The 23,676-nt window shown below is 61.3% G+C and carries 26 protein-coding genes, 2 tRNA genes and 1 pseudogene; 7 read left to right on the plus strand and 22 right to left on the minus strand.

Annotation, left to right across the window (positions count from 1 at the left end; all coding sequences use genetic code 11):
* The first annotated feature begins 135 nt into the window (after window positions 1-135).
* A complete protein-coding gene (locus JQ597_RS15935; protein ID WP_212265216.1) occupies window positions 136-396 on the plus strand; it encodes a DUF1488 family protein in 261 nt (86 codons plus the stop codon).
* 14 nt (window positions 397-410) lie between these two features.
* Here JQ597_RS15935 and JQ597_RS15940 read toward each other — a convergent pair whose 3' ends face one another.
* Window positions 411-638, minus strand: a complete 228-nt coding sequence (locus JQ597_RS15940) for a hypothetical protein (RefSeq protein WP_212265217.1) — start codon at window positions 636-638, stop codon at window positions 411-413.
* 199 nt (window positions 639-837) lie between these two features.
* Between JQ597_RS15940 and JQ597_RS15945 the strand changes: the two are divergent.
* Window positions 838-1,535, plus strand: a pseudogene (locus JQ597_RS15945) (hypothetical protein).
* 4 nt (window positions 1,536-1,539) lie between these two features.
* Here JQ597_RS15945 and JQ597_RS15950 read toward each other — a convergent pair.
* The gene (locus tag JQ597_RS15950; protein ID WP_212265218.1) at window positions 1,540-2,373 is read right to left on the minus strand and encodes a tetratricopeptide repeat protein; all 834 of its coding nucleotides are present in this window, start codon (window positions 2,371-2,373) and stop codon (window positions 1,540-1,542) included.
* A gap of 820 nt (window positions 2,374-3,193) precedes the next feature.
* Here JQ597_RS15950 and JQ597_RS15955 point away from each other — a divergent pair.
* Window positions 3,194-3,550: a hypothetical protein gene (locus tag JQ597_RS15955; RefSeq protein ID WP_212265219.1), complete on the plus strand. Its 357-nt coding sequence runs from the start codon at window positions 3,194-3,196 to the stop codon at window positions 3,548-3,550.
* A gap of 112 nt (window positions 3,551-3,662) precedes the next feature.
* Here the strand turns inward: JQ597_RS15955 and JQ597_RS15960 are convergent, their stop codons facing one another.
* Window positions 3,663-4,319, minus strand: coding sequence for an FABP family protein (locus tag JQ597_RS15960; RefSeq protein WP_212265220.1), 657 nt, complete (start codon window positions 4,317-4,319; stop codon window positions 3,663-3,665).
* Between the two features lie 13 nt (window positions 4,320-4,332).
* Between JQ597_RS15960 and JQ597_RS15965 the strand changes: the two genes are divergently transcribed.
* Entirely contained in the window at window positions 4,333-4,494 is a 162-nt protein-coding gene (locus tag JQ597_RS15965) for a hypothetical protein (protein WP_212265221.1), read from the plus strand.
* 2 nt (window positions 4,495-4,496) lie between these two features.
* Window positions 4,497-4,832 carry a GrlR family regulatory protein gene (locus JQ597_RS15970; protein ID WP_212265222.1) on the plus strand — a complete coding sequence of 112 codons (336 nt, stop codon included), beginning with the start codon at window positions 4,497-4,499 and terminating at the stop codon, window positions 4,830-4,832.
* Between the two features lie 112 nt (window positions 4,833-4,944).
* Here the strand turns inward: JQ597_RS15970 and JQ597_RS38290 are convergent, their stop codons facing one another.
* Entirely contained in the window at window positions 4,945-5,598 is a 654-nt protein-coding gene (locus JQ597_RS38290) for a DUF4145 domain-containing protein (RefSeq protein WP_349628839.1), read from the minus strand.
* Between the two features lie 748 nt (window positions 5,599-6,346).
* Between JQ597_RS38290 and JQ597_RS15980 the strand changes: the two genes are divergently transcribed.
* A complete protein-coding gene (locus JQ597_RS15980; RefSeq protein WP_212265223.1) occupies window positions 6,347-6,808 on the plus strand; it encodes a hypothetical protein in 462 nt (153 codons plus the stop codon).
* A 104-nt stretch (window positions 6,809-6,912) separates the two neighbouring features.
* Here the strand turns inward: JQ597_RS15980 and JQ597_RS15985 are convergent, their stop codons facing one another.
* The 16 genes from JQ597_RS15985 to JQ597_RS16060 all read right to left on the minus strand — a co-directional run bounded on the left by JQ597_RS15985 (window position 6,913) and on the right by JQ597_RS16060 (window position 21,827).
* Window positions 6,913-7,515 carry a hypothetical protein gene (locus tag JQ597_RS15985; protein ID WP_212265224.1) on the minus strand — a complete coding sequence of 201 codons (603 nt, stop codon included), beginning with the start codon at window positions 7,513-7,515 and terminating at the stop codon, window positions 6,913-6,915.
* Complete coding sequence (locus tag JQ597_RS15990; RefSeq protein ID WP_212265225.1) at window positions 7,512-8,018, minus strand: hypothetical protein; 507 nt, start codon at window positions 8,016-8,018, stop codon at window positions 7,512-7,514. The genes JQ597_RS15985 and JQ597_RS15990 overlap by 4 nt, the downstream gene beginning before the upstream one ends.
* A gap of 381 nt (window positions 8,019-8,399) precedes the next feature.
* The gene (locus JQ597_RS37650; protein ID WP_212265226.1) at window positions 8,400-11,051 is read right to left on the minus strand and encodes a bifunctional diguanylate cyclase/phosphodiesterase; all 2,652 of its coding nucleotides are present in this window, start codon (window positions 11,049-11,051) and stop codon (window positions 8,400-8,402) included.
* A gap of 423 nt (window positions 11,052-11,474) precedes the next feature.
* Window positions 11,475-11,550: transfer RNA gene (locus JQ597_RS16000), tRNA-Phe, on the minus strand.
* Window positions 11,551-11,706: 156 nt separating this feature from the next.
* On the minus strand, window positions 11,707-11,943 hold the full coding sequence (yacG, locus tag JQ597_RS16005) for a DNA gyrase inhibitor YacG (RefSeq protein WP_212265227.1): 237 nt from the start codon (window positions 11,941-11,943) through the stop codon (window positions 11,707-11,709).
* Entirely contained in the window at window positions 11,933-12,556 is a 624-nt protein-coding gene (locus JQ597_RS16010; protein WP_192735329.1) for a Maf-like protein, read from the minus strand. Before JQ597_RS16010 ends, yacG begins: the two co-directional genes overlap by 11 nt.
* 286 nt (window positions 12,557-12,842) lie before the next feature.
* Window positions 12,843-13,310: an arsenate-mycothiol transferase ArsC gene (locus tag JQ597_RS16015; RefSeq protein ID WP_212265228.1), complete on the minus strand. Its 468-nt coding sequence runs from the start codon at window positions 13,308-13,310 to the stop codon at window positions 12,843-12,845.
* 101 nt (window positions 13,311-13,411) lie between these two features.
* Window positions 13,412-13,915 carry a UPF0262 family protein gene (locus JQ597_RS16020; RefSeq protein WP_212265229.1) on the minus strand — a complete coding sequence of 168 codons (504 nt, stop codon included), beginning with the start codon at window positions 13,913-13,915 and terminating at the stop codon, window positions 13,412-13,414.
* Complete coding sequence (gene hisD / locus JQ597_RS16025; protein ID WP_212265230.1) at window positions 13,912-15,207, minus strand: histidinol dehydrogenase; 1,296 nt, start codon at window positions 15,205-15,207, stop codon at window positions 13,912-13,914. Before hisD ends, JQ597_RS16020 begins: the two co-directional genes overlap by 4 nt.
* A 225-nt stretch (window positions 15,208-15,432) precedes the next feature.
* Window positions 15,433-15,888, minus strand: coding sequence for a DUF2948 family protein (locus JQ597_RS16030; RefSeq protein ID WP_212265231.1), 456 nt, complete (start codon window positions 15,886-15,888; stop codon window positions 15,433-15,435).
* A 97-nt stretch (window positions 15,889-15,985) separates the two neighbouring features.
* On the minus strand, window positions 15,986-17,275 hold the full coding sequence (gene murA / locus JQ597_RS16035; protein WP_212265232.1) for a UDP-N-acetylglucosamine 1-carboxyvinyltransferase: 1,290 nt from the start codon (window positions 17,273-17,275) through the stop codon (window positions 15,986-15,988).
* 296 nt (window positions 17,276-17,571) lie between these two features.
* The gene (locus tag JQ597_RS16040; RefSeq protein WP_212265233.1) at window positions 17,572-18,231 is read right to left on the minus strand and encodes an NAD-dependent epimerase/dehydratase family protein; all 660 of its coding nucleotides are present in this window, start codon (window positions 18,229-18,231) and stop codon (window positions 17,572-17,574) included.
* Window positions 18,228-19,052 (minus strand): alpha/beta fold hydrolase, encoded by an 825-nt coding sequence (locus JQ597_RS16045; RefSeq protein ID WP_212265234.1) that lies wholly within the window; start codon window positions 19,050-19,052, stop codon window positions 18,228-18,230. Before JQ597_RS16045 ends, JQ597_RS16040 begins: the two co-directional genes overlap by 4 nt.
* Window positions 19,053-19,177: 125 nt before the next feature.
* Window positions 19,178-19,687: a hypothetical protein gene (locus JQ597_RS16050; RefSeq protein ID WP_192735341.1), complete on the minus strand. Its 510-nt coding sequence runs from the start codon at window positions 19,685-19,687 to the stop codon at window positions 19,178-19,180.
* A gap of 125 nt (window positions 19,688-19,812) precedes the next feature.
* Window positions 19,813-21,546, minus strand: a complete 1,734-nt coding sequence (locus JQ597_RS16055) for an FAD-dependent oxidoreductase (RefSeq protein WP_212265235.1) — start codon at window positions 21,544-21,546, stop codon at window positions 19,813-19,815.
* Window positions 21,547-21,623: 77 nt separating this feature from the next.
* Window positions 21,624-21,827 carry a hypothetical protein gene (locus JQ597_RS16060; RefSeq protein WP_212265236.1) on the minus strand — a complete coding sequence of 68 codons (204 nt, stop codon included), beginning with the start codon at window positions 21,825-21,827 and terminating at the stop codon, window positions 21,624-21,626.
* A 321-nt stretch (window positions 21,828-22,148) separates the two neighbouring features.
* Between JQ597_RS16060 and JQ597_RS16065 the strand changes: the two genes are divergently transcribed.
* Window positions 22,149-22,223: transfer RNA gene (locus JQ597_RS16065), tRNA-Thr, on the plus strand.
* A gap of 162 nt (window positions 22,224-22,385) precedes the next feature.
* Here the strand turns inward: JQ597_RS16065 and JQ597_RS16070 are convergent.
* Both JQ597_RS16070 and JQ597_RS16075 read right to left on the minus strand, forming a co-directional pair.
* The gene (locus JQ597_RS16070; protein ID WP_212265341.1) at window positions 22,386-23,150 is read right to left on the minus strand and encodes a Crp/Fnr family transcriptional regulator; all 765 of its coding nucleotides are present in this window, start codon (window positions 23,148-23,150) and stop codon (window positions 22,386-22,388) included.
* Between the two features lie 146 nt (window positions 23,151-23,296).
* Window positions 23,297-23,671, minus strand: coding sequence for a hypothetical protein (locus tag JQ597_RS16075; protein WP_212265237.1), 375 nt, complete (start codon window positions 23,669-23,671; stop codon window positions 23,297-23,299).
* Window positions 23,672-23,676 lie beyond the last annotated feature (5 nt).

A 23,676-nucleotide genomic window follows, 5' to 3' on the forward strand; every position in this document is an offset into this window, starting at 1 on the left:
CGCAGCCGCAAACCAGCGGAGGATTCCGATGGAACCGATCCTGGGTTTTGAACCGGTCCTGTTTGTTATCGTCGTGGTGCTGCTGTTTGGTGGCGGGAGCTATTGGGGCCGGCGTCACGGCCATTGGTGAGCACGATGATCGATTTTCCGAACCATAGCCGAAGCTATGACCACACAAGGCGCGCCGTGCGGTTTTGGGGCTACGACAGCGCGATCGAGGCCTCGTTCTACGTGAACGAGGAGGCGCTGGCGCGAATCCAGCCGGACGTGCCGCTCGATGAATCGGGCTTTCTGAACGCGTTCGACGCCAACCGCGACAAGATCTGCGCCGCAGCCGCCCGCGTTTACGTGCGCGGCAGCCGCGGCTCTTACGATCTCGGGGTGGCAAACTTCTAAAGGAAGGTGCGGCCTCAATCCGCCGGGCACAGCCCTTCCTCGATCGCGGCCGACTGCAATTGGCCGGCGTCGGTGACGCCTGCTGCGGCGGTCGCCAGGATGCGCGACGCCATCTTCACCTTGATTGCCGGCGTGGCTGGCTTGCCCGACGTGCTGTCGACATGGGCGGAAGCCAGTTCCAGCACCGATCTCATCATTGAAACCAGTTCCGGATTGAAGTTGTTCGGCGAAATCTTGGTCATGCGCACTCCCGTTGGCGCTCATGTAGCGCAGCAACGTGACTCCAATACGACCCTGGTGTGAAGGATCGCCATAGAGGTTAAGGATTGCGCGGCCTCGGGTCTCAATCGTTGGACGAACAGTCATTCGCGGTCCGGATCTGAAACTTCAATTGACGGCAATTTCTACCTAATCAATCATAGGTTTGGACTGGAGGGCCCAATGTCTACCAATAAGCTGACGCTTAGATTCCGCTGTCCGGCAGAGCTTGAAGGAGAGCTGCCACGGCCCGTGCCGGCGAACCAGGGTGTTCCCGACTGGCTCAAGATGATGCCGGCAAAAGCTTTCAGCGACATCAACTTGCGCGACGAGGAAACGATAAAGCGGTGTCCGCCTTTCGTCGATGCGATGACCTGCGGCTTTCTGATCCCGCTGGTCTGCGACCTGAGGATCGAGAACGGCCAGATCACCTGGGACAACGAACTCCCCCCGGGATCTCTGGATTTTCCCCGTTCACCGATCGGATTTCACGACAAGGGACAGGTTACCGGTACGCCGCTTTTCGATTCCGATCGCTTCATCATCAAATTCCACAATCTGTGGACCATCGAGGCCCCGGAAGGCTATGCGCTGTTCTTCACACATCCCGTCAATCGTTTTGATCTGCCATTCACCACGCTAAGCGGGCTGGTCGATTGCGACCGTTATACCGACACCTGGATACATTTTCCGGCGCACTGGCATGACACAAATTTCCGGGGCATCCTCCCGAAGGGAACGCCCAGTGCATTCCAGTCAAGCGGGAAAGCTGGGTTTGCGAAACTTCGTCGTTCACGCCGGAAGAGACGCAACAGGCTCGCGAATTCCGGGACACGATGCGAGGGGAGTCCGGATTGTACAGGCGGCAATTCAGGGCGTAGCCGCTCAGTTCGATTCTCCCCCCAGGAATTTCGCCGCCGCGCTGGGGCGGAAGAAGAAGCGGCCGTGAGACGAAGCGGCAAGCACGTAGGCGGCGCGGCCAAGCAGGTGGGGTCTTCCGCGCATTACGGCACGTAAGGCCGTCTCGGCGCCATCACGGTCGCCCATCTCCAGCAGGCACGCGGCGAGGTTGGCGCGGGCCAAAGCGTCCTCTGGACGCAGACCGAGCGCGTGACGGAATTTATCGGCGGCTGCGGCGTAGTCTCGCTCATAGAGCAGGGCCAGCGCGAGTTCTGTCAAAATGTCCGGGCGTCCCGGAGCCGCGTCATGAGCGACCATCAGGATGGTGCGAGCCTTTGAGGACTCATGGTTTTGCAGAAACAGGCGCCCCAGATCGACTTTCAAGTCGATGCTCTCGGGCGCCAGCGAAAGGCCTTCCTCGACGATCCTGATGGCCTCGTTGAGTTTGCCGGCCTTGGCAAGCTGACCTGCGAGCTCCTGAAAGGCAGGTAAATACGGTGGACGCCGCGCGGCGGTGCGCCGCAATTGCTCGATCCCATCCGCCGGGCGTTCCGAACTACACAAGGCTGCGCCAAGCAGTGTTTCAACTTCCGCATCGCTGCCGCGACGAGCGGCTTTTTCGAGCGGCACAATCGCCTCACCCGCACGATTCTGATTGATCAGGGCATGAGCCAGAATGAGCACCGCGCTCCTGTCGGTGCGGTTCGATTTCAGGATTTCGGCAGCAAGTTGCTGTGCCCGGCCGAACTGCCGCATCTGCAGCGCCAGTGAGGCTTGCTGAAGCGCCTGCACACGGGAATTGTTGTGGCCGCCACTCACGGCATCGCCTGTGCGAGGTGCGAACACCGCATCGCGGTTTTGCCCGGCCTCACGCCGAGCGCGCAGTAATGGAAGTTCAGCATTGCCCGGTTCCAGGTCCGTCGTCTTGCCCGCGGCGACACTGCCATTTCTGATTCAATTGTCAAACAACGATGAGGTTGCAGATTCGCGTTCTCGCGGCGCGATGCGCCCGAGTTTTGCGTCACGCTCCGCCCTCGAATCCAGAGGGCGCAGGGAAGACCGGATGCGCGCTGCACCCGCGGTCTCGTGTGCGATTGTGCTAAGAATGCTGCACACGAGCATACAGGGCAGCGGTGAACACCCGGCCTTCCCTGCGCAATGGCTTTACGGCTTATAACGCGCTCTCCCCGGTGAGACGGCCTCTATTGCCACCGTCGCCCCTCGGAAGCGTTGCTCCCGCAGGACTTGACGCCGTTACGGGCGCCAGGACCACACGCCTTCGCCGTACGCTCCAGCCGCGACCGTCAATCGCAACCTCAGCGTCCACCGCAACCCGCCCCTCGTCGTGACGACGGCCGACGCCCTCTGAGTGGGACGGGATGGCGATAGATGCGCACTGATTTGGGTCGGACGGCAACAGGAATATTTTTGATTTTCGGAAATTTTGGGCTTGACATGATTTCCGTAAATCGGAATTGAGTTGCCCCGGCTTCGCCCAAGACTACGCCGGGCGCGGCCGTCGGGTTGTTTTGTCGCAGTCCCGGCCGTCATTCCCCAATGCGCAATTGCGCATCGGGGAATGACGGGATCCCCCGCGGCCCATCTTTCGAAACATTAATTTCACCGCCAGCGTCCCGTAATGGCGGGGCTGGTAATCCTGCGGCCGACCAACAAAGCGCGAGGTTTCGTTGTGGGACGTGCGTTGGAGTACAATTTTACAACGCTGCGAATTTCCCGAGCCTATGTCAGCCTGGTGTCCCGCCCCGAGGGTGAGGCGATTTCCCTGGCGTGGATCGGCGACTATGAAATTCGCATGCACGCAGCCTCAGCGGCTTACGCCGCAAGGCAGCCCCTTTTTATCGTCGAGATCTTCGACCATGACGCGCAAATCTTTATTGACAGTCGCGCGTGCCACACCCTCGCGGAAGGCGCCGTCGCGTTCGACGAATTCCTGCATCTGGCGGAGCCGGTAGCAGGCGGACCGCACGACAAGTAGATCGCAGGATGGGTAGAGCCAATGGCCTTCGGCCGGCCCGATGATAAACGCCGCGAAGCCCGTCGATGCTTGCACGGAGAGAGATGATGGGTTTCGCTTCGCTCTACCCATCCTACGAGTTCTCCGCGCGATCCTTCAGGATGACAGCCAGCGGATTGGGTCCCGCCGCCCCAACAAGCTTCAAGGTGTTGGTGTCGTGATGATTGAAGGGCTGGTCTCGCCCCTTCACAAGAAGCTCGGTTTCAAGGAGATAGGTCCAGCTTCCGTCGTCGTTGAAGGTGATGTCGCATCGGTAGCTTTCGGTGCGGAAAGCTTCGTCCAAAAATTCCGTCGAGCAGATTCCGTACCGCGTATCGCCGCGCTTCGCCGTGACTGAGATTCGCCTGTCGTCCGGCTTGGCGTGGCCCGCTGCGAGCAAGACCTGGCCCCGCGGAATGGTCACGCTTTGCAGGATCAGGCCGGTTGCGGGCTCCCAGAGCCAATAGCCGACCTGATCGTGGAAGGTAATGTCTTCCTCCGGCGTGTTGATGTGGATGTGATAGCGCAGACCATAAAACAGCTGCGGTCCGTTGGCCTGCGGATCGATCGGGTCCATCCGGATATGCTCGCGAAACACCCGACGCTCCGGGCCGTCGGCTTTGGGGTTGACGTCCACGCCCTTGTCCGCCTGCCAGATACCCGCCAGATGACGGAGCGGTCCGAGATTGGCGAGGCTATCAGGCGATACGTTGTCAGGCTCGGTAAAGATGTCGGCGGGAATGGGCAGCATAGGAAAACCTCGCGTGATCGCGGTTTCGGCAATATCAGGCTTCCCGGGCGATTACGTCGCCATTTCGGTGTCCGCCAGCTATAAGCTTAAATTGAGCATCCCAGAGCGACAAGTCGCGCAGGAAAGCAGCTTGTATGCGCCGGCAATGTTTGCCGGTGATCCGGCGTGGAAATAATCATGATCAAGAACGGGCTCTATTCGCTCTCTGCCAAATCCCGCGATGGCGTGGCCGATGACGTTGGCGGCATCCTGATCCTGCGCGACGGCCAGATCCATGGCGGTGACGCGTATGTCTATTACACCGGCACCTATGAGTGCTCCGCCGGAAGCTGGAAAGGCAAGATGACCAGCAACGAACATACCCCGACAAACCGACCGATGGTGGCCCGCGTCCAATACATCGGATTTTTCGGCACCTACAACGACGCCGGCGCCAAGGTCGATGCCATGGCCCTCGTTGGGGATCAGGGTATTCGGTATGATGCGGTGTTGCGGTTGTTGGTGGAGGGGTGAGTTGATTGGCCGTGCTGCACGTGCCGCACTCGAGAATGTTTAGCTCACTGTCACGTAACTAGCTCACAACGGCGGATTACGGCTTCGCCTCCAATCCGTACTACGAGATCTACTAGTTTGTCCTGCTCGCCAGTATCCGCTGAACGTCTTTTATCATGCTGGCCACATCCTCCTTAGAGAACTGGTCATAATGACCGTGTGCGGCGTTGTTTCTAATGTCTGCTAATGCAGTAACCTGCTTTTGCACAAGCTTGTTGAATACGCCCGCCTTCGCGAGATCCGCATTCATCTTATTCAAATTGCCGATCGGTATACCTTTGTCGACACACATTTCGCGTAAGCCGGCCTCGAGGACAACACCAGCGGTTACAGCAGCGGCCGGAACGTAGCCGGAAGTAAGAAGCTCACTCGCCATTTCAAGTTCGTTGTCGAAGACCTCAGCCTGAACAAGCAGCTTCAGCGAATTGAGGTAACCGCCTTCGTAATCTTCCTTTGCAGCTTCTAATACTGCGCGAAGCTTTTGAAAGATCTCGTAGTTGGTCACGTACATACCCGGCTCTTCAGCAGCAACGAACTGTGTGAAATGCTGTGAATCCGGCCCGCATACTGATGAAAGAAGGTGGCGCACCTTCACTACCCAACCGAGAAGGTCGTTCACTGCTACGGAGTACCCGGACGAGTACTGCGAGTTATTCATCTTCTTGGAGGCCTCAAGCACGTCCGCTTGCTTGCAAAGGTCTTGAAATCGACGTCCGAAGTCAGCCACTGGATCCTCCCCTAAGGGCCTGCCGCCTGAATATCATCATGGCTCGTAGGCGTAATCCGCCGCGAGAAACACACACACAACGGCGGACTACGGCTTCGGCTACTATCCGTTTTCTCGGCACCAAGTAGCCCGCGTGAACAAAGCGGTACGCCGGGATGAGCCAACCAAAACCCGGATGTTGCTTCGCTCATCCGGGCTGCGCTCTGTCACCGTAACTATTAGTACCCCTCATCGGGCGTCGCCGGACGCTGTAAACGAAGTCTCTGCATCTCTCTTTCGTGCTCCGCCACTCGATACTTCTCGCGATCTGCCTGCGGTATGCGCTCCCGTTCAAACTCAATTCGCCCCTTCTCTATTTGCTGTTCAACAAGCAACCCCTCCATCCCGTACTTGGTCAGGGGGATACCAAATATTCCCTTACCGGGAGCTACGGCAAGCAGTGTGCCCGCTACCACGCACACAACGAAGATTGGTCCATACTTCGTGCTTAGCATCTGAGCCTCCGAGTTTGCGGTCTAGCGACCACGAAGAAGGCTAATCATTTTCTCATAATAGTCACTTGATTCGAAATTTCGGCAACGGGCATCAACACTTGCGACCACTTGCGGCTTAGCAAAACCGAGAGTTGAAATATGTCAAATGATTCGATGGCAAGAGCGGTAGGGCGGATTAGCCGAAGGCGTAATCCGCCGCTTTAGTCTGGCACACTGGATCGCTATCCCTACCCACACGGATGCTATGAGGTGCCATGAGTCAAAATTCGGAGGATCGTAGGGTGATTGATTGGCCGCTGGCATTCTCGACTGCTTCGCAAGCCATAAAGCTAGCGAATGAGTTGCGCTCAATTGATAAAGGGATGAGTCAGGCTGAGCTAAAGTTGAAGATCGCCGATCTTACGGGCGCATTGGCCGAGTTGAAGATTACTTTGACAGAAGCAAACGGCGACGCTGCGGAAAAAGAGGCTGAGATAGCCAGACTGAGAAAGCTACAGCGCCGCATGGAAGACGAGACAGTAGAGTTGTACGGATACAGGTACCGCAAGCGCAAAGACGGAAAAGAAGGAGGGGCTGGAAACCCCTTCTGTGATGTCTGCCTTCAGAAAGATGGCTTGTTGATTGAGACGACTTGTCTGCCTGGAAAAGGTATCCTGGCTCTTCAGTGTCCAAATTGCAAGGCACCGTACGGAGGCCTTCGAACCTACACTGATTGATCTAACGGCCCGAGTTACGGGTTGTCACCGTAATTCCTCGGACTGGCAACGTCTCCCAAAAAACCAAGCAGACATGAACGGTAACGAGAGGATCAGGATAGCGCCTATAATTTGCAAGGAACCACCTGTGTCTGCCCTGCCGCAATAGGCCCCTTCCATTCACAGGCAGGCATTGCGGGCCGAGAGACATTAACTGAAGACTCTCCGGGCATAACTTTATATTCGCTCTTCTCAGTGGCTTGGCAAGCTTCACCATTGATGACGATTTTGTAGTCGCGAGGCGGTGCCGGTTGGACCTCAATTTTGATTGTTGAAAACTTTTGGAGGTAAACGCCAACTTTCTCGGGGCTCGCAAATGAAAGTAAGTAAGTAACCAGAGGAGTCGCGTTTCCGGGAATTGAAGTTGGACCTGTTGCACGACCATCGTCGGCAACATAGAAACCAGCAACACCACCTGATACTACACGAATGTTGCCGATTGCGATTGAGTTAGTAAACTTAGAGCTTTGATCGGGTGTAAAGCCTGCCTTTTCAGCCCCTAGCGCAAAATCTGCGGCAACTAGTTGCCTGAATTGGCTCTTGGCGGTTGCTGTCATGTATACCCCGGATTTCTGCAACTCTCTTTCTAAGACGTTGGGGTCCGGCACTTGAGCGTTCGCTACGGCGGTGAATGCAATTAGGCCCAAGCCTGCCAACGGGAATTTCATGATTCTTCCCCACCCCTATCTTTTGGCCACGTCAGAGCCGCGTTTGCCACGAGTAAGCCCATGCACATCAGACCCGCCATAAAAAACAGAAAATGCGCCTGGTAGCGGTATGTGAGCCGAGGAGCAGACACAAGCTCCAGGCTATTGTTTACCCATAGCTCAGCAATCCGCAGTCGCCACAGTACCGCGTAGAGAGCCGATTGGAGAAAACACGCAGTAGCAAGGAGTACGAATATTCGAATTGGAGTCGTCAGCTTCAATCCGGATTTGAAACCCAAAAGGACGGCGGCGCCGACGCCGACAAGAGTCGTCGCGACTTTAATTCCAACATCCGCCACGCCATCCATGGCTTTGATCGCCTGCTCATGCTGAGTGGTAGCGTCCCCCTCGGTTGGGACCGTAACTTTGAACGCGGAGCCACTTTCGACCCACAAATAGATCGCGACTGAAGCAAGTGAATAGACAACGATGACGATCCAGATCGAGCGCTTGTCAACTTCCATTTGAGTCCCACGCATTAGACGCATTGCCTAGGATAGATAGATGACGTAGACTACAGCAACTATGAGTTGGTTTCTACTAGCTGTTGTGTGAGCCCCGTTTACTGGACTGTCCGCGAGCCCCAGGCGCGCTGCACGACCTTGTGAGTTAAGCTCGTAGGGCGGATTGGAGCCGCAGGCGTAATCCGTCGCTTTAGGGATACACACAACGGCGGACTACGGCTTCGCCTACAATCGTTTTCTCGGCATCAAGTAGCCCGCAAGAGCAAAGCGATACGCGGGGATGGGCCAACCAATTCCCGGATGTCGCTTCGCTCATCCGGGCTACGCTCGCCGGCCGCTTACCTTCGTGAACCGGCCGGGCGCAAGGTCCCCACCGACCTGTCACGCCACCGCCTGCCGCTCGCTCTCGGGAAGGACCTGCAGCAACAGTTCGCCGAACGGCACGGGCTTGCTGAAGAGATATCCCTGGCCCAGGGCAATTCCGAGCGCGCGGATCTTTTCGACCTGGTCGTAGGTCTCGACGCCTTCGGCGACGATCGAAAGGTTCAACGTCTTCGCGAGCTGAACGATCGATCCGAGGACGGCAACGGTCTCGGCGCGACCGATCCTGTCGATGAACGACTTGTCGATCTTGACCTTGTTGAACGGAAAAGCGGTCAGATAGGACAGTGACGAATAGCCGACGCCGAAATCGTCGAGCGCGATGGAAACGCCAAGCCGCTTCAGGCGTTCGAGCGTCTTGAGATTTTCCTGGCTGTTGGCCAGAAAGACGCTCTCGGTGATCTCGAGCTCCAGCCGTGTCTCGGCAAGTCCGCTGTCCGCCAGCGCGGCCATTACGGAATCGACGAGAGTGCCGCCCGCAAATTGCAGAGCCGAGAGGTTGACGGCAACCTTGATATCATGCGGCAGCATCACGGCATGGCGACACGCCTTGGCGAGCACCAGATCGCCGAGCTCGCCGATCAGTCCCCCCCGTTCCGCAACCGGAATGAATTCAGCGGGAGGGATCAAGCCCCTGGTCTTGTGGCGCCAGCGCGCCAGAGCCTCGACCGACGTCGCGCGGCCCGTCGAGAGTTCGAAGATGGGCTGATAGAAGACCTCGATCTCTTCGCGCCAGATCGCCTCGCGAAGCTCGATTTCGAGGATGTCGCGCTGGTCGGCTTCGGCCTTGAGCTCCGGCGAGTAGAGATGGAAACAGTTTCGACCGGCATTCTTCGACTTGTAGAGCGCAAGATCGGCATTGCGAAGAATTTCATCGGTGCGCGTGCCATGCTCGGGCACCACGGCGCCACCGATGCTGCATCCGATCACGACCGGGTGGCCGTCTATTTCATAGGGTTCGGCAATGGCCTGGACCAGGCGCGCGGCGAGCGTTGCGGCGTCGTCCTGCAGCGCGGACGGCCCCGGCGCCACGATCAGCGCAAACTCGTCGCCGCCGATCCGGGCCGCCGTATCGACGGTTCGGGCCTGCGCCTTGATTCGACCGGCGACCTGCCTGAGAAGCGCATCGCCGCAGTGGTGGCCGAGCGCGTCGTTGACGGACTTGAACTTGTCGAGATCCAGCAGGAGCACGGCGAACGGCGTATGGTGCAGGAGATACTTGTCCAGCGCTTCGTCAAGGGAACCCCTGAACAGGTTACGATTCGCAAGGCCGGTCAGGCTGTCATAGTGCGCCAGCCTCTCGATGCGGTCCTCGGAAGCCTTGCGTTCGGTGATGTCCTCATGCGTCGCAACCCAGCCACCGCTCTCGCGCCGGCCATAGGAAATATGGATGACGCGCCCATCCGGAAACTGCACCGTGTTCGAAGTGTGCTCCGATTTGGCGAGCCGGTCCTTGAGGTCAACCAGATAGGCGTCGAGATCACGCACGGCCTCCTGGTTTGCAAACACCTCGCGGAAATTCATGCCGACCCTGATGTTGTCAGGCGAAAGCTCATAGGCATCGAGCCATTGTCGGTTGAACGCGATCAGGCGATCGTCGCCATCAAACATGCTCAACCCCTGCGGAAGATTTCGCAGCGCGTCCTCGAACTTGCTCAGGGAGTCGCGCAGTTCGCGCTGCGCCCCGTCGAGCGCCTTCTGTCTTCGCCAGTGCAGCGCGGTCGCCATCAGAATGATGAAAGTGAGCAGAAGCGCTCCACCGAGATAGATTTGCTGCCTGGCTTGAGAGCGCGAATAGATCTCCTGCTCTGAAATGCCGGCGGTAAAGATCAGCGGAAAAACGCGCGATCTGCGCGCCGTGACCAACCTGTTGCTCCGGTTCGCGCGGCCTTCGCTCCCGCTCCAGTTCCAATATTGGCTATAGGAGCTGTCCCGTAACGCGCCTTCAACGTGGCCGGGATTGCGCTGTCCCAGCACCGTGCCCTGGTCTATTCCCCGCGCGGCGAGCACGATGTAGTCGGCATTCCTGAGGACAAGGGTTCCTCCGATACCGAGCTTTGCCGTGTCGTAGAACCTGCCGACCAGATCCACGCTGATCGAGCCTACGACGACGCCCGCCGGACCTTTGCCGTGGTCGAACAGCTTTCTGGCGATCTGGATGGTCCATTTGTTCGACGCCCGCCCGAACACCGGCTTTGCGACATAGAGCCGATCTTCGGCCAACTCCATCACCTTGGCGAAGTGCTCCCGGTCCCCGAGATAGAGCGGCGGGCCGGAGTAGCCGGTCGTGGTATCGGACAAATAGCCGTTTGCTCCGATCAGCGAGAACTGCACCACGTCGCCGCTCGCCATCTGCGCTTTGCCGGCCCAGAATTTCAGGCTGAAGGCGGCCGGATCCTGGGCGTAAAGCGCACGCACGACCAGCAGTGACTGATCTACACGTTCGAATATCCGCTCGGTATTTTCCTCAAACAATTGGGCGACACTGTTTCCGTGCGCCCGCGCCTGTTGCAGCGCCTCCGCCCGTTCCGAAGACGTGATCGCGAAGTAGCCGATCCACACCAGCGGCAAAAAGAACAGCGCGATTTGCAGCGGGGCATTTCGCAGGATTCCCTTTGCAGCTTTGCGGACCAATCTGCGGGCGTGAATCACAGCACGCAATCCCGCGCGAGCCGGAAACCCACGGTTGCGCTCTCAGAGCATAGCAACGCCTTCAAATATGACATCGACTATCTTCGCCTGAACCGCCCGGGGATCCGCATCGCCGCGGCCGGGCACCGCCGAGATCTTGCAATCCCCGAACGTAGCGTCGGCAGCCTTAAGTTTTCGTGTTCGCGCAGGTTCAATGTTTATGTCAAAACCCCCCGTAACATCACGGAGATAGCTGCGATCCTGCGCTTCGCCTGACGGCTACGCCGCGGCAAGCCTTTACGCGGCGGCTTCTTCAGGATGCGGCGTTACTGAGGTTAATGGTGCCCAGGGCGGGATCGAACCATCCGGCTTCGCCCAAGCGGGCTACGCCGGGACAAGCCTTTACTCGGCGGCTTCTTCAGGATGCGGCGTTACTGAGATTAATGGTGCCCAGGGGCGGGATCGAACCACCGACACTGCGATTTTCAGTCGCATGCTCTACCAACTGAGCTACCTGGGCATGTCCCGGCGCGGAGCAGGGAGCGCCGGTTTATAGTCAGGCCGGACGGCTGTGTCCACCCAGCTTCGCCGTTGGCTTCGCTTGGCGCGGCTCGGCGTCGGTATCGTCCACAAACTATTGGAAATTAACTGGTATTTCGTATCCGGCATGCCCGCCCTACTCCTCGTCTTCTGCCTCATTCTCCTTGCCGGGGATGACGTAGCGGCCGGAGAGCCAGCGGTTCAGGTCGACGTCGCGGCAGCGCGGGGAACAGAACGGCAGGGTTTTGGGGTTCTCGGCGGGCCTGCCGCATTCCGGGCAAGGCTTCGATGAAGGCTTCGATGCCGGTTTCGACACGCCAGATCCGGCCTGGCCCGTATCCTTGCCCGCATCTTTGGGCGGGTCAGCTGGCATTCAACCAGCCGAAGCGGATCGGAAAACCTTCGCCGCCGAGCAGCGTGACCGTTTCATAGAGCGGCAGGCCGACGATGTTGGTGTAGGAGCCGACCATTTTGACCACGAACGATCCGGCGATGCCCTGCACCGCATAGCCGCCGGCTTTGCCGCGCCATTCGCCGGAACCGATATAGGCCTGGATGTCGTCCTCGTTGAGCCGCTTGAAGCGCACGCGGGTCTCGATCAGGCGCTGGCGAAAGGCTTCCTTCGGCGTCACCAGGCAGATCGCCGTGTAGACGCGATGGTTGCGGCCCGACAGCAGCCGCAGGCACTGCGAGGCTTCGTCGACCAGATTGGCCTTCGGCAGGATGCGGCGGCCGACCGCGACCACGGTGTCGGCGGCGAGGATGAAGGAACCGCGGAGCTCGTCGTCGAGCTGCACGGATTTCAGCGCGGCATCGGCCTTGGCGCGCGCCAGGCGATTGGCGCAGGCGCGCGGCAGCTCACCCCGCTTCGGGGTCTCGTCGACGTCAGCGGGACGCAACGCGTCGGGCTCGATGCCGGCCTGGTTGAGCAGGCTGAGCCGTCGCGGCGAACCGGAGGCAAGAACGAATTTGGGACGGCCAAGCATGCTGATTTTTGGGAGGCAGAGGAATCGAGGGGGCGAATGCGCGCGGAACCTATCGGAAGGGCGTGGTTTTCACAACCGGGTGGCAAGTGGTTGTGGCTGCGTGGAAAAATCCTATCGCCGCACGCGCAGTGCGCCCGCTCTCCCGCGCTTGCGGGGGAGGGTTGGGGTGGGGGCTCTCTCGGCGACGGGACTCGCGGAGAGAGCCCCCACCCGCCTCGCTTTGCTCGGCACCCTAAGAGCGAGCTTCGCTCGTCTCGACCCCGCAAAGCGCGGGAGAGGGAAGAAGCTACCCGCTCGCCGCGCCCGCCTTCGAAAACCTCCGGCGGATGCGCAGCGAGAGGCCGTCGCAGACGTCGCGATAGGCTTGCAGCTTCTGCTCGCGGCTGCCTTCGGTGTCGGTCGGATCCGGCGTCGGCCAGTATTCGACGTCGGCGGCCAGCGTGTGCGTCAGGGCCAGCGCCTTGTGATGCGCTTCGGGCGACAGCGTGATGATGAGGTCGAAATTGAGCCCTTCCCAATCCTCGAGTTCCTCGAACGTCTGCGGCTTGTGGCCGGAAATATCCTGGCCGAGTTCGGCCATCACGGCGACCGCGAACGGATCGAGCTCGCCCTTCTTGACGCCGGCGGATTTCACATAGAGCGCCTGCGGGAACATCTGCTGCAGCAGGCTTTCGGCCATCGGCGAACGCACGCTGTTCAGGCCGCATGAGAACAATACGGCCTGCGGATTGCGCGCGCGGGGCGGCGCGTCCATTCACGCTTCTCTTGTTTGGAGCGTGAGCCTTTCAGAATGCCAGATCACACGCTCTATTTGACGCATGACCTGATCCGAAAACCGCTTCGCACTTTTCGGGGTCATGCGTCCTGCCCCTTCCAGTGCAGCACGCAGATCAGCGTGAACAGCCGCCGCGCGGTTTCGAAATCGATCCGTACCTTGCCCTTCAGCCGTTCCTGCAGCGTGCGCGAGCCCTCGTCATGGATGCCGCGGCGGCCCATGTCGATGGCCTCGATCTTGTCGGTGGTCGCGGTGCGGATCGCCTGATAGTAGCTGTCGCAGATCATGAAATAGTCCTTCACGATCCGCCGGAACGGCGTCAGCGACAACAGATGCGCCACCACAGGCGTGCCGTCCTCGCGGCGGATGTCGAACATCAGCCGGTTGCCGGTGATGGCAAGGTGCAGCGTGAACGGGCCGCTCTCCGCCCCGTCAGGCGCGAACAGATTCTGCTCGATCAGATCGTAGATCGCGATCGCGCGCTCGTGCTCGATGTCAGGCCCCGAACGCCCGATCGATTCCTCGTCCAGCGTCACCGCGACAATGCGGTTCTGCGGATCCTCTTCTGCGGGCGGCTTGGTCATGACAGGTTGAGACGCAATCCGATCGAGCGTGAATGGGCATCCAAACCTTCGGCCTTGCCCAGGGTCATCGCGGCGGGTCCCAGCGCGCGCAACTGGTCCGGCCCGCATTTGAGAATCGAGGTGCGCTTCATGAAGTCTAGCACGCCGAGGCCCGACGAGAACCGCGCCGAGCGCGCGGTCGGCAGCACGTGGTTGGAGCCGCCGACATAGTCGCCGATCGCCTCGGGCGTATGGGCCCCCAGAAAGATCGCGCCGGCGTTGCGGACTTTTGCCGACAAGGCTTCGGCGTCCGCGGTCATGATTTCCAAATGCTCGGCGGCGATGGCGTTCGCCAGCTCCACGGCGTCGTCGAGCTTTTTCACCATGATGATGGCGCCGAAATCCTTCCACGAGGCGCGGGCGATTTCCGCGCGCGGCAGGGTGACGAGTTGCGCTTCGACCGCCTGTTCGACCTCGGCGGCGAGACGCTCGCTGTCGGTGATCAGGATCGACTGCGCGCTGGCATCGTGCTCGGCCTGCGCCAAAAGATCAGCCGCGATCCAGCCGGCATTGCCGGTGTCGTCGGCGATGACGAGCACTTCGGAGGGGCCGGCGATCATGTCGATACCGACTTTGCCGAACACCTGCCGCTTGGCGGCGGCGACATAGGCGTTGCCGGGGCCGACGATTTTCGCAACCGGCGCGATCGTGGCGGTGCCGTAGGCGAGCGCGGCCACCGCCTGAGCACCGCCGACGCGGTAGATTTCCGAGACGCCGCCGAGTTCAGCTGCCGCCAGCACCAGCGGGTTGAGCTTGCCGTCCGGCGACGGCACCACCATCACCACGCGCGGCACGCCGGCAACCGCGGCCGGCACCGCATTCATCAGCACCGAGGACGGATACGCCGCCGTGCCACCGGGCACGTAAAGGCCGACCGCGTCGATCGCGCTCCAGCGCCAGCCGAGCTCGACGCCGAGCGCATCGGTAAAGCGCTCGTCCTTGGGCAGTTGGCGGCGATGGAACATCTCGATCCGGTCGCGCGCGAATTTCAGCGCATCCAACGTGGCGCTGTCGCAGGCTTTGGTCGCAGCCCCGATCTCATCACCGGTGACGCGCAGGCCGCTGGCTGCGATATCCAGCCGGTCGAATTTACGGGTCGCCTCGAGCAGGGCGGCGTCGCCGCGCGCGGCCACGTCATCGACGATGGCGCGGGTCGCCCGCTCGACATCGGCGGATGCTTCGCGCTTGGCGCCGAGAAAGGCGCCAAAGCGCTGGTCGAAATCGGCGCTGCTTCTGTCCAGGCGAATGGGCATGGTGGCTTTCTGTGGAGGCTTGCGGGCCTATGCTCAATGGCGCGGCGGCCCATGGCCGTCAACCCTTTGAGTCCGCCATGGCAGGATGGTTCAAAGGGTCAGGCCGGTCCCGTAGGGTGGGCAAAGCGAAGCGTGCCCACCTAACTCGGGGAAAGGCTGAAAATCTGCCCCTATTGTGGTGGGCACGGCGAAGAGCGCCTTTGCCCACCCTACGCAGCGGGCTTTTCAGGCCTCCTGCCCAGACGGCGCGATGCCGATATCGCTGGTGCCGAGATCGTCGGCGCCGAGGTCGGTCAGCTCGCATTCCAGGCATTCGACGTCCAGCCGCAGCGCCCCGCCATGGCTGAACAACAGCAAGGCGCTGCCGCCGGGGGCCTCGCCGGGGTGGAATTCGATCCCGACCAGTTCCAGCACGGCGTCCGGCGCATCCAGATCGATATTGCGCGACTTGCAGGCCAGCACCCGGTCGAAGCGCAATGCTGCGATCGTCCGGCGCGGGGTGGTGCCGCCGGACAGCGTCTGCTCCCAGTCGAGCCTGAACATGCCGACCACCAGGCGCTTTTCGTCCTGTCGCCAGACGATGTCGGAGGCCTGCACCCGGGCGTCCTGGACATGCGCCGAGATCACCGAGAGATCATCGGAATCGAGCGCGATCAGTTTGAGCTGTTCAGGCGAACCCATGCGCCAACTTTACCTTTAATTTGTGCGTAGCCTAGCCGCAAAACCGGTTCCCATCCCCGGATCAAGCCCGGAGACATGCTTTGGCGGGATACGCGCGTCAGTCGCTGATACGCTGGATCGAGGCGCCGCAGGCCGACAGTTTTTCCTCCAGCCGCTCAAAACCGCGGTCGAGATGATAGATCCGGTTGACCATGGTCTCGCCTTCGGCGGCAAGGCCGGCGATGACCAGCGACACCGACGCGCGCAGATCGGTCGCCATGACCGGCGCGCCGCGCAAGCTCGCGGTGCCGTCGATGGTGGCGGTTTCGCCGTCGAGCGAAATTTTCGCGCCGAACCGCGCCAGCTCCTGCACATGCATGAAGCGGTTCTCAAAAATGGTTTCGGTGATCTGCGAGGAGCCGCCGGCGCAGGCCATCAGCGCCATCAGCTGCGCCTGCAGATCGGTCGGGAAGCCCGGGAACGGCGCGGTCGACACGTTGACCGGCTTGATCCCCGCACCGTTGCGGGAAACCTTTATGCCATCCTTGTTCACGGTGATGACGGCGCCCGCTTCGGTCAGCACGTCGAGCGCCGATTGCAGCAGCTCCGGCCGTGCGCCCGCCAGTTGCACCTCGCCGCCGGTCATCGCCACCGCCATCGCATAGGTGCCGGCCTCGATGCGGTCGGGCAGCACGGTATGCCGCGCGCCGTGCAGTTTTTCGACGCCCTCGACCACGATGCGCGGCGTGCCGGCGCCGGTGATCCGCGCACCCATCTTGTTCAGGCAATCGGCGACGTCTGATATCTCGGGCTCGCAGGCCGCGTTGTCGATGATGGTCGTGCCCCTGGCCAGCGTCGCCGCCATCAGCGCGACATGGGTGCCGCTGACCGTCACCTTGGGGAAATCGATCGACGCGCCGCGCAGGCCGCCGGGCGCTTTGGCGACCACATAGCCGGCGTCGATGGTGATCTCGGCGCCGAGTTTCTCCAGCGCCATGATCAGCAGGTCAACCGGCCGCGTGCCGATCGCGCAGCCGCCCGGCAGCGAGACCTTCGCCTCGTGCATCCGCGCCAGCAGCGGCGCGATCACCCAGAAACTGGCGCGCATCCGTGACACCAGCTCATAGGGTGCGGTCGTGTCGATGATATCAGCCGCCGAAATATGCAGGGTCTGTCCCTGATATTCGCGGTCGCCGGGCCGCTTGCCCGCGGACATGATGTCGACGCCGTGATTGCCGAGGATACGCTGCAGCTGCGCGACATCGGCAAGCCGCGGCACGTTGTCGAGAACAAGGGTTTCGTCGGTGAGCAGCCCCGCGATCATCAGCGGCAGCGCGGCATTCTTCGCGCCCGAAATCGCGATGGTGCCGTTGAGCGGGCTTCCGCCGACAATCCGAATGCGGTCCATGCCACCCCCCTTTTTTGTTACGCTCAAAGTACGGGGCTTGTGGACCCCCGATGGCAAAAGCCTTGAAATTTGCGGCTATTTGATGGGGTGGGCTCGACGATCCGCCGTCATTCCGGGATAACACGATCCGTCGTCCCTGCGAACGCAGGGACCCCTAACCCCGGTCATCTATTGTTGAAGCGAAGCCGTCGATCAGCGTGCAAAAAACATTGGCGCCGCGGCGTATGGGTCCCTGCGTGCCGCCTTCGCTAAAGCTTCGGCGAAACCTTGGCGGAGACGTGTCGCAGGGACGACAGCTAGACCGCGTTGATATCCTCGCTCTCCAGCACCGGCTTCGGATAGCCATCGCGGGCGACCTTGATCATGGCGCGGCCGAGCTGCTCGCTTGTTGTCATGAACTTCGGAGAGGTCCGTGCCAGATAGGACAGCAGCGGTGCGGCGACGACATAGATCGCGTTCACCCAGCCTGTCTTCGAGCGCACGCCGTGCAGCGGCTGGATGCCGGCGGGCCGGAACATGTAGGCGGCCTTGAACGGCAGCTTGAGCAGATCGTTCTCGGTCTTGCCCTTGACGCGCGCCCAGCGCACCGGGCCCTGTTCGGTTGAATCCGTGCTGCGGCCGGTGACGTAGGTGAACACGATGCCGGGGTTGAGCCGAACCAGCGTGTTCGCCGCGGCCATCGTGACGTCATAGGTCAGATGCCGGTAGCGCTCGGCGTCCATGCCGACAGAGGAAACGCCGAGGCAGAAGAAGCAGGCGTCGTATCCGGCAAGATCGGACTCGATTGCGGAGAAGTCCGTGAAGTCCTTATGCAGGACTTCACGAAGCTTGGCGTGCTGCTGCCCGGTCGGGCTGCGCCCGACCACCAGCACGCGCTCGACACTGGCGTCGAGCAGGCATTCGCGGAGCACGCCCTGCCCGACCATGCCGGTGGCGCCGAACAGGATAACTTTCATGACTTGATGAAGGCGAGCAGGTCCGCGTTGATCGTCGCCGCTTCCGTGGTCGGCATGCCGTGCGGAAAGCCCTTGTAGGTTTTCAGTATCCCGTTCTTCAGCAGCTTGGCCGACAACGGCGCGGAGTCGGCATAGGGCACGATCTGGTCGTCGTCGCCATGCATGACAAGCACGGGCACATTGATCTTCTTCAGGTCCTCGGTGAAATCGGTCTGCGAGAAGGCGACGATGCCATCGTAATGCGCCTTGGCGCCGCCCGTCATGCCCTGGCGCCACCAATTCTCGATCACGGCCTCCGATGGTTTGGCGCCGGGCCGGTTGTAGCCATAGAAGGGACCGGCCGCGACGTCGCGATAGAATTGCGAACGGCCGGCGGCGAGCGCGGCCTGGAATCCGTCGAAGACATCCTTCGGCAGGCCGCCCGGATTGGCCGCCGTCTTCACCATCAGCGGCGGCACCGCGCTGAGGATCGCGGCCTTCGCCACCCGGCTCTCGCCGTGGCGGGCAATGTAATGCACCACCTCGCCGCCGCCGGTGGAATGGCCGACGTGAACGGCGTTCTTCAGATCGAGATGTGCCGTCACCGCCGCGAGGTCATCGGCATAATGGTCCATGTCGTGGCCGTCGCCGACTTGGGCAGAGCGACCGTGGCCGCGGCGATCATGGGCGATGACGCGAAAGCCGTTGTGGAGGAAGAACAGCATCTGCGCGTCCCAGTCGTCCGATGACAGCGGCCAGCCGTGGCTGAACACGATGGGCTGACCGGAGCCCCAGTCCTTGTAGAAAATCTCGACGCCGTCTTTTGTGGTGACCGTGGGCATGGGGAAACTCCTCTTATTGTTCTTACGCCGTCATTCCGGGACACGCGTCAGCGTGGACCCGGAATCCAGAAGTAATAGAGCGAGATTCCGGGTTCGACGCTACGCGTCGCCCCGGAATGACGAAATCAAACAGCCATCGCCGGCCGATAGCGCCGGATCACGCCGATGATCACGATCACGAAGAACACCAGCACGATGCCCTGCGCGACCGCAAAGGGCGGCTCGGCCGGCGGTACGCTCGGCGCCAGCGCGTGCAGCGCCGGCACCTTCAGGAATGACTGGACCACCAGCACGAACACATTGAGATAAAGCGCCACCAGCGCCGTCAGCGCGTAGATCCAGCGCCAGGCCCCACGCAGGTTCATGATGTAGAGCGCGAAACAGGCGATCGCCAGCAGCACCAGCGAGAGCAGGCCGAACAGGTGCGACGGCAACATTTTTTCGAACAGCAGCGGTGGAATCACAAAGCCGGTGGCGCTGGTCAGGATCGTCGTCAGCAGGAAGATCGCGGTCAGCCCCGGCTGCCGCTTCGAGCCGAGCATTCCGAACATCACGATGAGGCCTGAGACGATTGCGATCAAACTGATGACGACATGCACCAGAACAAATGTCGCCGTACTCATACCGAGTATCATGAAGCGCCCCCTTCGTTGGAAACCCGCCGAACGTTACGATGCAGCGCAGGAAATTGCCACACGCGCCCATTGCACAACCGTCATGCGCGGCAACACGCGAGGCATCGACGAAAGTCGCACGCGGATCAGAGCGCCGGCTTCGAACCGTCGGCGAGAAAGCCGTGCAATGCCGCCACCACCTGCGCGCCCTCGCCGATCGCGCCGCCGACGCGTTTGACCGAGCCGGAGCGGACGTCGCCGACCGCGAACACGCCGGGCACCGTGGTTTCCAAAAAGGGCACCGCACGCTCGCTATTTTGGCCGCCTTGGACGATTCCTTGGACGCCGTCTTGGACGCCGGTGAGAACAAAACCGGCGCGATCGACCTTGACGCCGCAGCCCTCGAGCCAGCCGGTCGCGGGATCGGCGCCGACGAACAGAAAGAGATTGCGAATGTCGAGGCTCTGCACCTCGTCCGGCGCCAGACGGCTGCGCCAGCGCACGCGCCGCAGCGAGGCGTCCTCGCCCTCGAGGCCGACGACCTCGGCGTTGAAGATCAATTCGATATTGTCAGTCGCTTCGATGCGCTCAATGAGATAGTGCGACATGCTGGCGCCGAGGCCGCCGCCGCGGATGATCATGTAAACTTTTCGCGCATGGCTGGACAAAAACACCGCGGCCTGTCCGGCGGAGTTGCCGCCGCCGACCAGCACGACGTCCTGATCGACGCACAGCTTGGCCTCGATCGGCGAGGCCCAGTACCAGACGCCACGGCCCTCATAGGCATCGAGATTTTCGATATCGGGCCGGCGGTAGCGCGCGCCGCTCGCGACCACGACCGATTTGGCTTTCAGCGACTGCCCGCATTCGGTCGCCAGCGCGAACAGACCATCGGGCTTCGTGCAATCCAGCGAGCGGATGGAGACCGGGATCAGCATCTCGGCGCCGAACTTTTGCGCTTGGTTGTAGGCGCGCCCGGCCAACGCCTGGCCGGAAATGCCGGTGGGGAATCCCAGATAGTTCTCAATCCGCGCACTGGCGCCGGCCTGTCCGCCAAAGGCGCGCGAATCGAACACCGCGACCGACAGCCCTTCCGACGCCGCATAGACCGCGGTGGCAAGCCCCGCCGGACCGCTGCCGACCACGGCGACATCGTAGAGCTTGTCATGCGCATGGTTGGTGATCATGCCCATCGCGAGCGCCAGCGAGGTTTCCGAGGGATTGCGCAGCACGGTGCCGTCAGGACACACCACCAGCGGCAGATCGCTGCGCGCGGCCGAATAACGCTCGACGAGATCGGCGGCGTCCTTGTCGTTCTCGGGATCGAGCAGATGATGCGGCTGGCCGTTGCGCGTCAAAAAATTCTGTAAGCGCGCCATGTCGCCGAGCGAGGCCGGCCCGATCAGCACCGGGCCGCCGACGCCGCCCTGGATCAGGCTGACCCGGCGCAGCACCAGCGCGCGCATGATGCGCTCGCCAAGATCGGCCTCGGCCATCAGCAGCGCCCGCAACCGGTCCGGCGGAATCAGCAGCGTCTCGACGTCGCCCTCGGCATGGCCGTCGACCAGCGCGACGCGGCCGGAGAGCTGGCCGATCTCGGCCACGAATTGTCCAACGCACTGATCGATGACGGGCGTGACATGGCCGAGGCCGTCGCGCAGCGTGATGGCAACATGGCCCGACAGCACCACGAACATGCCGGGCCCGGGCTTGCCGGTCTCGAACAGCGCCTCGCCGTGCCCATAGCTGCGCAACTCCCCGAACCGGCGCATGCGCTCGATCTCTTGCGACGTCAGCGTCGGGAAGGTCTGCTCGTGGCGCGGAAACGCGAAGGAATTTTGGCCGGCCGCCGGACCGGCTGTCGTGGTGTCTGCACTCATCTCGCCACCCAAAAAAGAACCCAGCGTTTTGCGGAGAGGCTGGCCACCCGGCGAGCGGTCGGGAATTTCCCTGTCCGCTACTGGCCCGGCTTTACTCCGCCTGCGTCATCTAGGGAGACATCGGTGTTTTCGGAAGGTGCGGCACCTTCATCGCTGCGCCCGCGCGCCTGCGACTTCCGCCGCTTGAGATTTTCGCGCAGCGCCAGCTTCAAGCGCTGCTGTCGCGAATCCTTCACGTCAGGCTTGGCCGTTCCCGCGCGTTTGTCCTGATCGTCCTGCATCCTGGACCTGTTGCGTGTGCCGTGGCGGCGCTCTCTACCGTCCGAACATATTGGGTTTCGTCCGCCTGTAGCGCAATCGCGTCCTCCCGGTCGCAGTCCAATGATTCGCCCGAACCGGCTTCTCAGGCCGTGGGCCTGCGAAATGGAACCGGATCGGCCCGGAGTTGGCCCGGTTGTGGCAGGAAGCGCGACCTCGCGTTGATTTTTGGCCGTTTTAGGCCCTTTCCAGCCCCGCCGCGTGCTTGCGCCGGAGGGGTCCTTGTGGCAAGAACCGGCCGCCTGCAGGGGCCCTTTGGGCCGATTCCTTCGGATACCGGGCATGCTGCCGTAGCTCAGTGGTAGAGCACTCCATTGGTAATGGAGAGGTCGACAGTTCAATCCTGTCTGGCAGCACCAGTTTTTCCCTATCAGCGTCATGTTCTGCAACCCGCGTCCACCGCGCGGGGTGATGACCGGCTCGTCCGGGTCTACGAAGGTCGTCGCCGATCCCCGAAAACACTACGATTTCTTGAGCCTCGTCGTGGCGGTCTGCAGGCGGCTAAGTGAGATTGAAAACGATCATACACCGTGGAGTTTGTCGGCCGACGCAAAATGCGGGTGCGACCCCACGACTTCATGCGGGACGATCCGATCGGTTGCACCGCATATGATGTCGTAGCATTCACAGGTTGCTTCCTCGAGCCGCGCCCTGTCGATTTCGACCAGGCCTCGCCGAACGGATTTGATGGCACCCAAGGCGCGGAGTTTGGCAATCACCTGCGTCACGGTCGTTCGTCGCACCCCGAGCAGCTGCGAAAGCGTCTCCTGCGTTAATGGCAGGATGTTGTTGTCCTCGGTTCGATCGTGCAGGTGAAGCAGCCACCGGGCCATGCGGGCCTCGACCGAGTGCAGTCCGTTGCACGCTGAGACGTGCTGGAACTGCATGAGTATCGACCTCGTATGCGCCTCGACCACATGTCTGATGGCGCCGCTCTTCATGTAGGCTGCATGAAACCGCGACACGGAGATTTGCGATGCGGTGCCGCCCACCCGCACGACCGCCGTCACGGACGACATGAAAGAGGGTCCCAGCACCGATAATGCGCCGATCGCTCCCTCGCGCCCGATTACCGCAGTTGCGATCGTTTCTCCGCGCGGAAGGCCGAGCATGAAGGAGATGGCACCGCTATGGGGAAAGTAAACATGGTCGCGTCGATCTCCCGCCCGTATCACCACGGCGTCCTGTTCAAGCGACACCTTCTGGAGATGGGGGGCGAGCAACGCGAGGTCTGCCAGCGGCAACGCGGCGAGAAGACGATTACCGGCGCTCGCCGAACGGCCCATCACGAGAGACTTCCTCCCTCAGAAGAACACGCAGCTCTCCTGGAATGTCTTTGGCAGGAATGTCTTCTGCGCTGCGCCGACACTAACTCCACTTTCATCGTGCCGGCTTCGAACGGCCGTCATGGATACGACATTTGCTGAGTACCTTAACGCGCCATGCCAGTAAAGCTGAGGCGAACCTTGAGGAACCGCAGACGTTCCATCTTTGTTCCGCAAGGATTAGCCAAAGACACCGTCAGTTCAATCCTGTCTGGCAGCACCATTCCTGGCACTGCCTCACTCGAGACATCGCCGCGCTCAAAGATCTGCGCGCACTCACCCTCTATTCTGTCTCGAATGCCATCTCGATCAGCTTCGAGCGATCTTGTCCGATGCCTTGATAAGATCGACCAGCGTGTGGCCGAAAACGGTTTTGAGTTGCGATCGGCTAGCGACGCCCGAGGATCAGGCTCGGTGATTGTTGCGCGGTTTGCTTGACCGCCCGTCGCGATGCCCATCAATTCGGCATCGTTGCTCCACACGCCAC

Source organism: Bradyrhizobium sp. AUGA SZCCT0177, from assembly GCF_018130125.1.
In the GTDB taxonomy this organism is placed as follows: domain Bacteria; phylum Pseudomonadota; class Alphaproteobacteria; order Rhizobiales; family Xanthobacteraceae; genus Bradyrhizobium.

Excerpts from the sequence above, each read along its gene's own strand:
- JQ597_RS16070 (WP_212265341.1), bottom strand. The coding sequence starts at position 23,150 with ATGGGCCGTTCGGCGAGCGCCGGTAATCGTCTTCTCGCCGCGTTGCCG.
- JQ597_RS15970 (WP_212265222.1), top strand. The coding sequence starts at position 4,497 with ATGATCAAGAACGGGCTCTATTCGCTCTCTGCCAAATCCCGCGATGGC.
- yacG (WP_212265227.1), bottom strand. The coding sequence starts at position 11,943 with ATGCCAGCTGACCCGCCCAAAGATGCGGGCAAGGATACGGGCCAGGCC.
- JQ597_RS16030 (WP_212265231.1), bottom strand. The coding sequence starts at position 15,888 with ATGGGTTCGCCTGAACAGCTCAAACTGATCGCGCTCGATTCCGATGAT.
- JQ597_RS15935 (WP_212265216.1), top strand. The coding sequence starts at position 136 with ATGATCGATTTTCCGAACCATAGCCGAAGCTATGACCACACAAGGCGC.
- murA (WP_212265232.1), bottom strand. The coding sequence starts at position 17,275 with ATGGACCGCATTCGGATTGTCGGCGGAAGCCCGCTCAACGGCACCATC.
- JQ597_RS15960 (WP_212265220.1), bottom strand. The coding sequence starts at position 4,319 with ATGCTGCCCATTCCCGCCGACATCTTTACCGAGCCTGACAACGTATCG.
- JQ597_RS16010 (WP_192735329.1), bottom strand. The coding sequence starts at position 12,556 with ATGCTTGGCCGTCCCAAATTCGTTCTTGCCTCCGGTTCGCCGCGACGG.
- JQ597_RS16050 (WP_192735341.1), bottom strand. The coding sequence starts at position 19,687 with ATGATACTCGGTATGAGTACGGCGACATTTGTTCTGGTGCATGTCGTC.
- JQ597_RS16060 (WP_212265236.1), bottom strand. The coding sequence starts at position 21,827 with ATGCAGGACGATCAGGACAAACGCGCGGGAACGGCCAAGCCTGACGTG.
- JQ597_RS15980 (WP_212265223.1), top strand. The coding sequence starts at position 6,347 with ATGAGTCAAAATTCGGAGGATCGTAGGGTGATTGATTGGCCGCTGGCA.
- JQ597_RS16040 (WP_212265233.1), bottom strand. The coding sequence starts at position 18,231 with ATGAAAGTTATCCTGTTCGGCGCCACCGGCATGGTCGGGCAGGGCGTG.
- JQ597_RS15940 (WP_212265217.1), bottom strand. The coding sequence starts at position 638 with ATGACCAAGATTTCGCCGAACAACTTCAATCCGGAACTGGTTTCAATG.
- JQ597_RS15990 (WP_212265225.1), bottom strand. The coding sequence starts at position 8,018 with ATGGAAGTTGACAAGCGCTCGATCTGGATCGTCATCGTTGTCTATTCA.
- hisD (WP_212265230.1), bottom strand. The coding sequence starts at position 15,207 with ATGCCCATTCGCCTGGACAGAAGCAGCGCCGATTTCGACCAGCGCTTT.
- JQ597_RS16045 (WP_212265234.1), bottom strand. The coding sequence starts at position 19,052 with ATGCCCACGGTCACCACAAAAGACGGCGTCGAGATTTTCTACAAGGAC.
- JQ597_RS16055 (WP_212265235.1), bottom strand. The coding sequence starts at position 21,546 with ATGAGTGCAGACACCACGACAGCCGGTCCGGCGGCCGGCCAAAATTCC.
- JQ597_RS15955 (WP_212265219.1), top strand. The coding sequence starts at position 3,194 with ATGGCGGGGCTGGTAATCCTGCGGCCGACCAACAAAGCGCGAGGTTTC.
- JQ597_RS15985 (WP_212265224.1), bottom strand. The coding sequence starts at position 7,515 with ATGAAATTCCCGTTGGCAGGCTTGGGCCTAATTGCATTCACCGCCGTA.
- JQ597_RS16020 (WP_212265229.1), bottom strand. The coding sequence starts at position 13,915 with ATGACCAAGCCGCCCGCAGAAGAGGATCCGCAGAACCGCATTGTCGCG.
- JQ597_RS16015 (WP_212265228.1), bottom strand. The coding sequence starts at position 13,310 with ATGGACGCGCCGCCCCGCGCGCGCAATCCGCAGGCCGTATTGTTCTCA.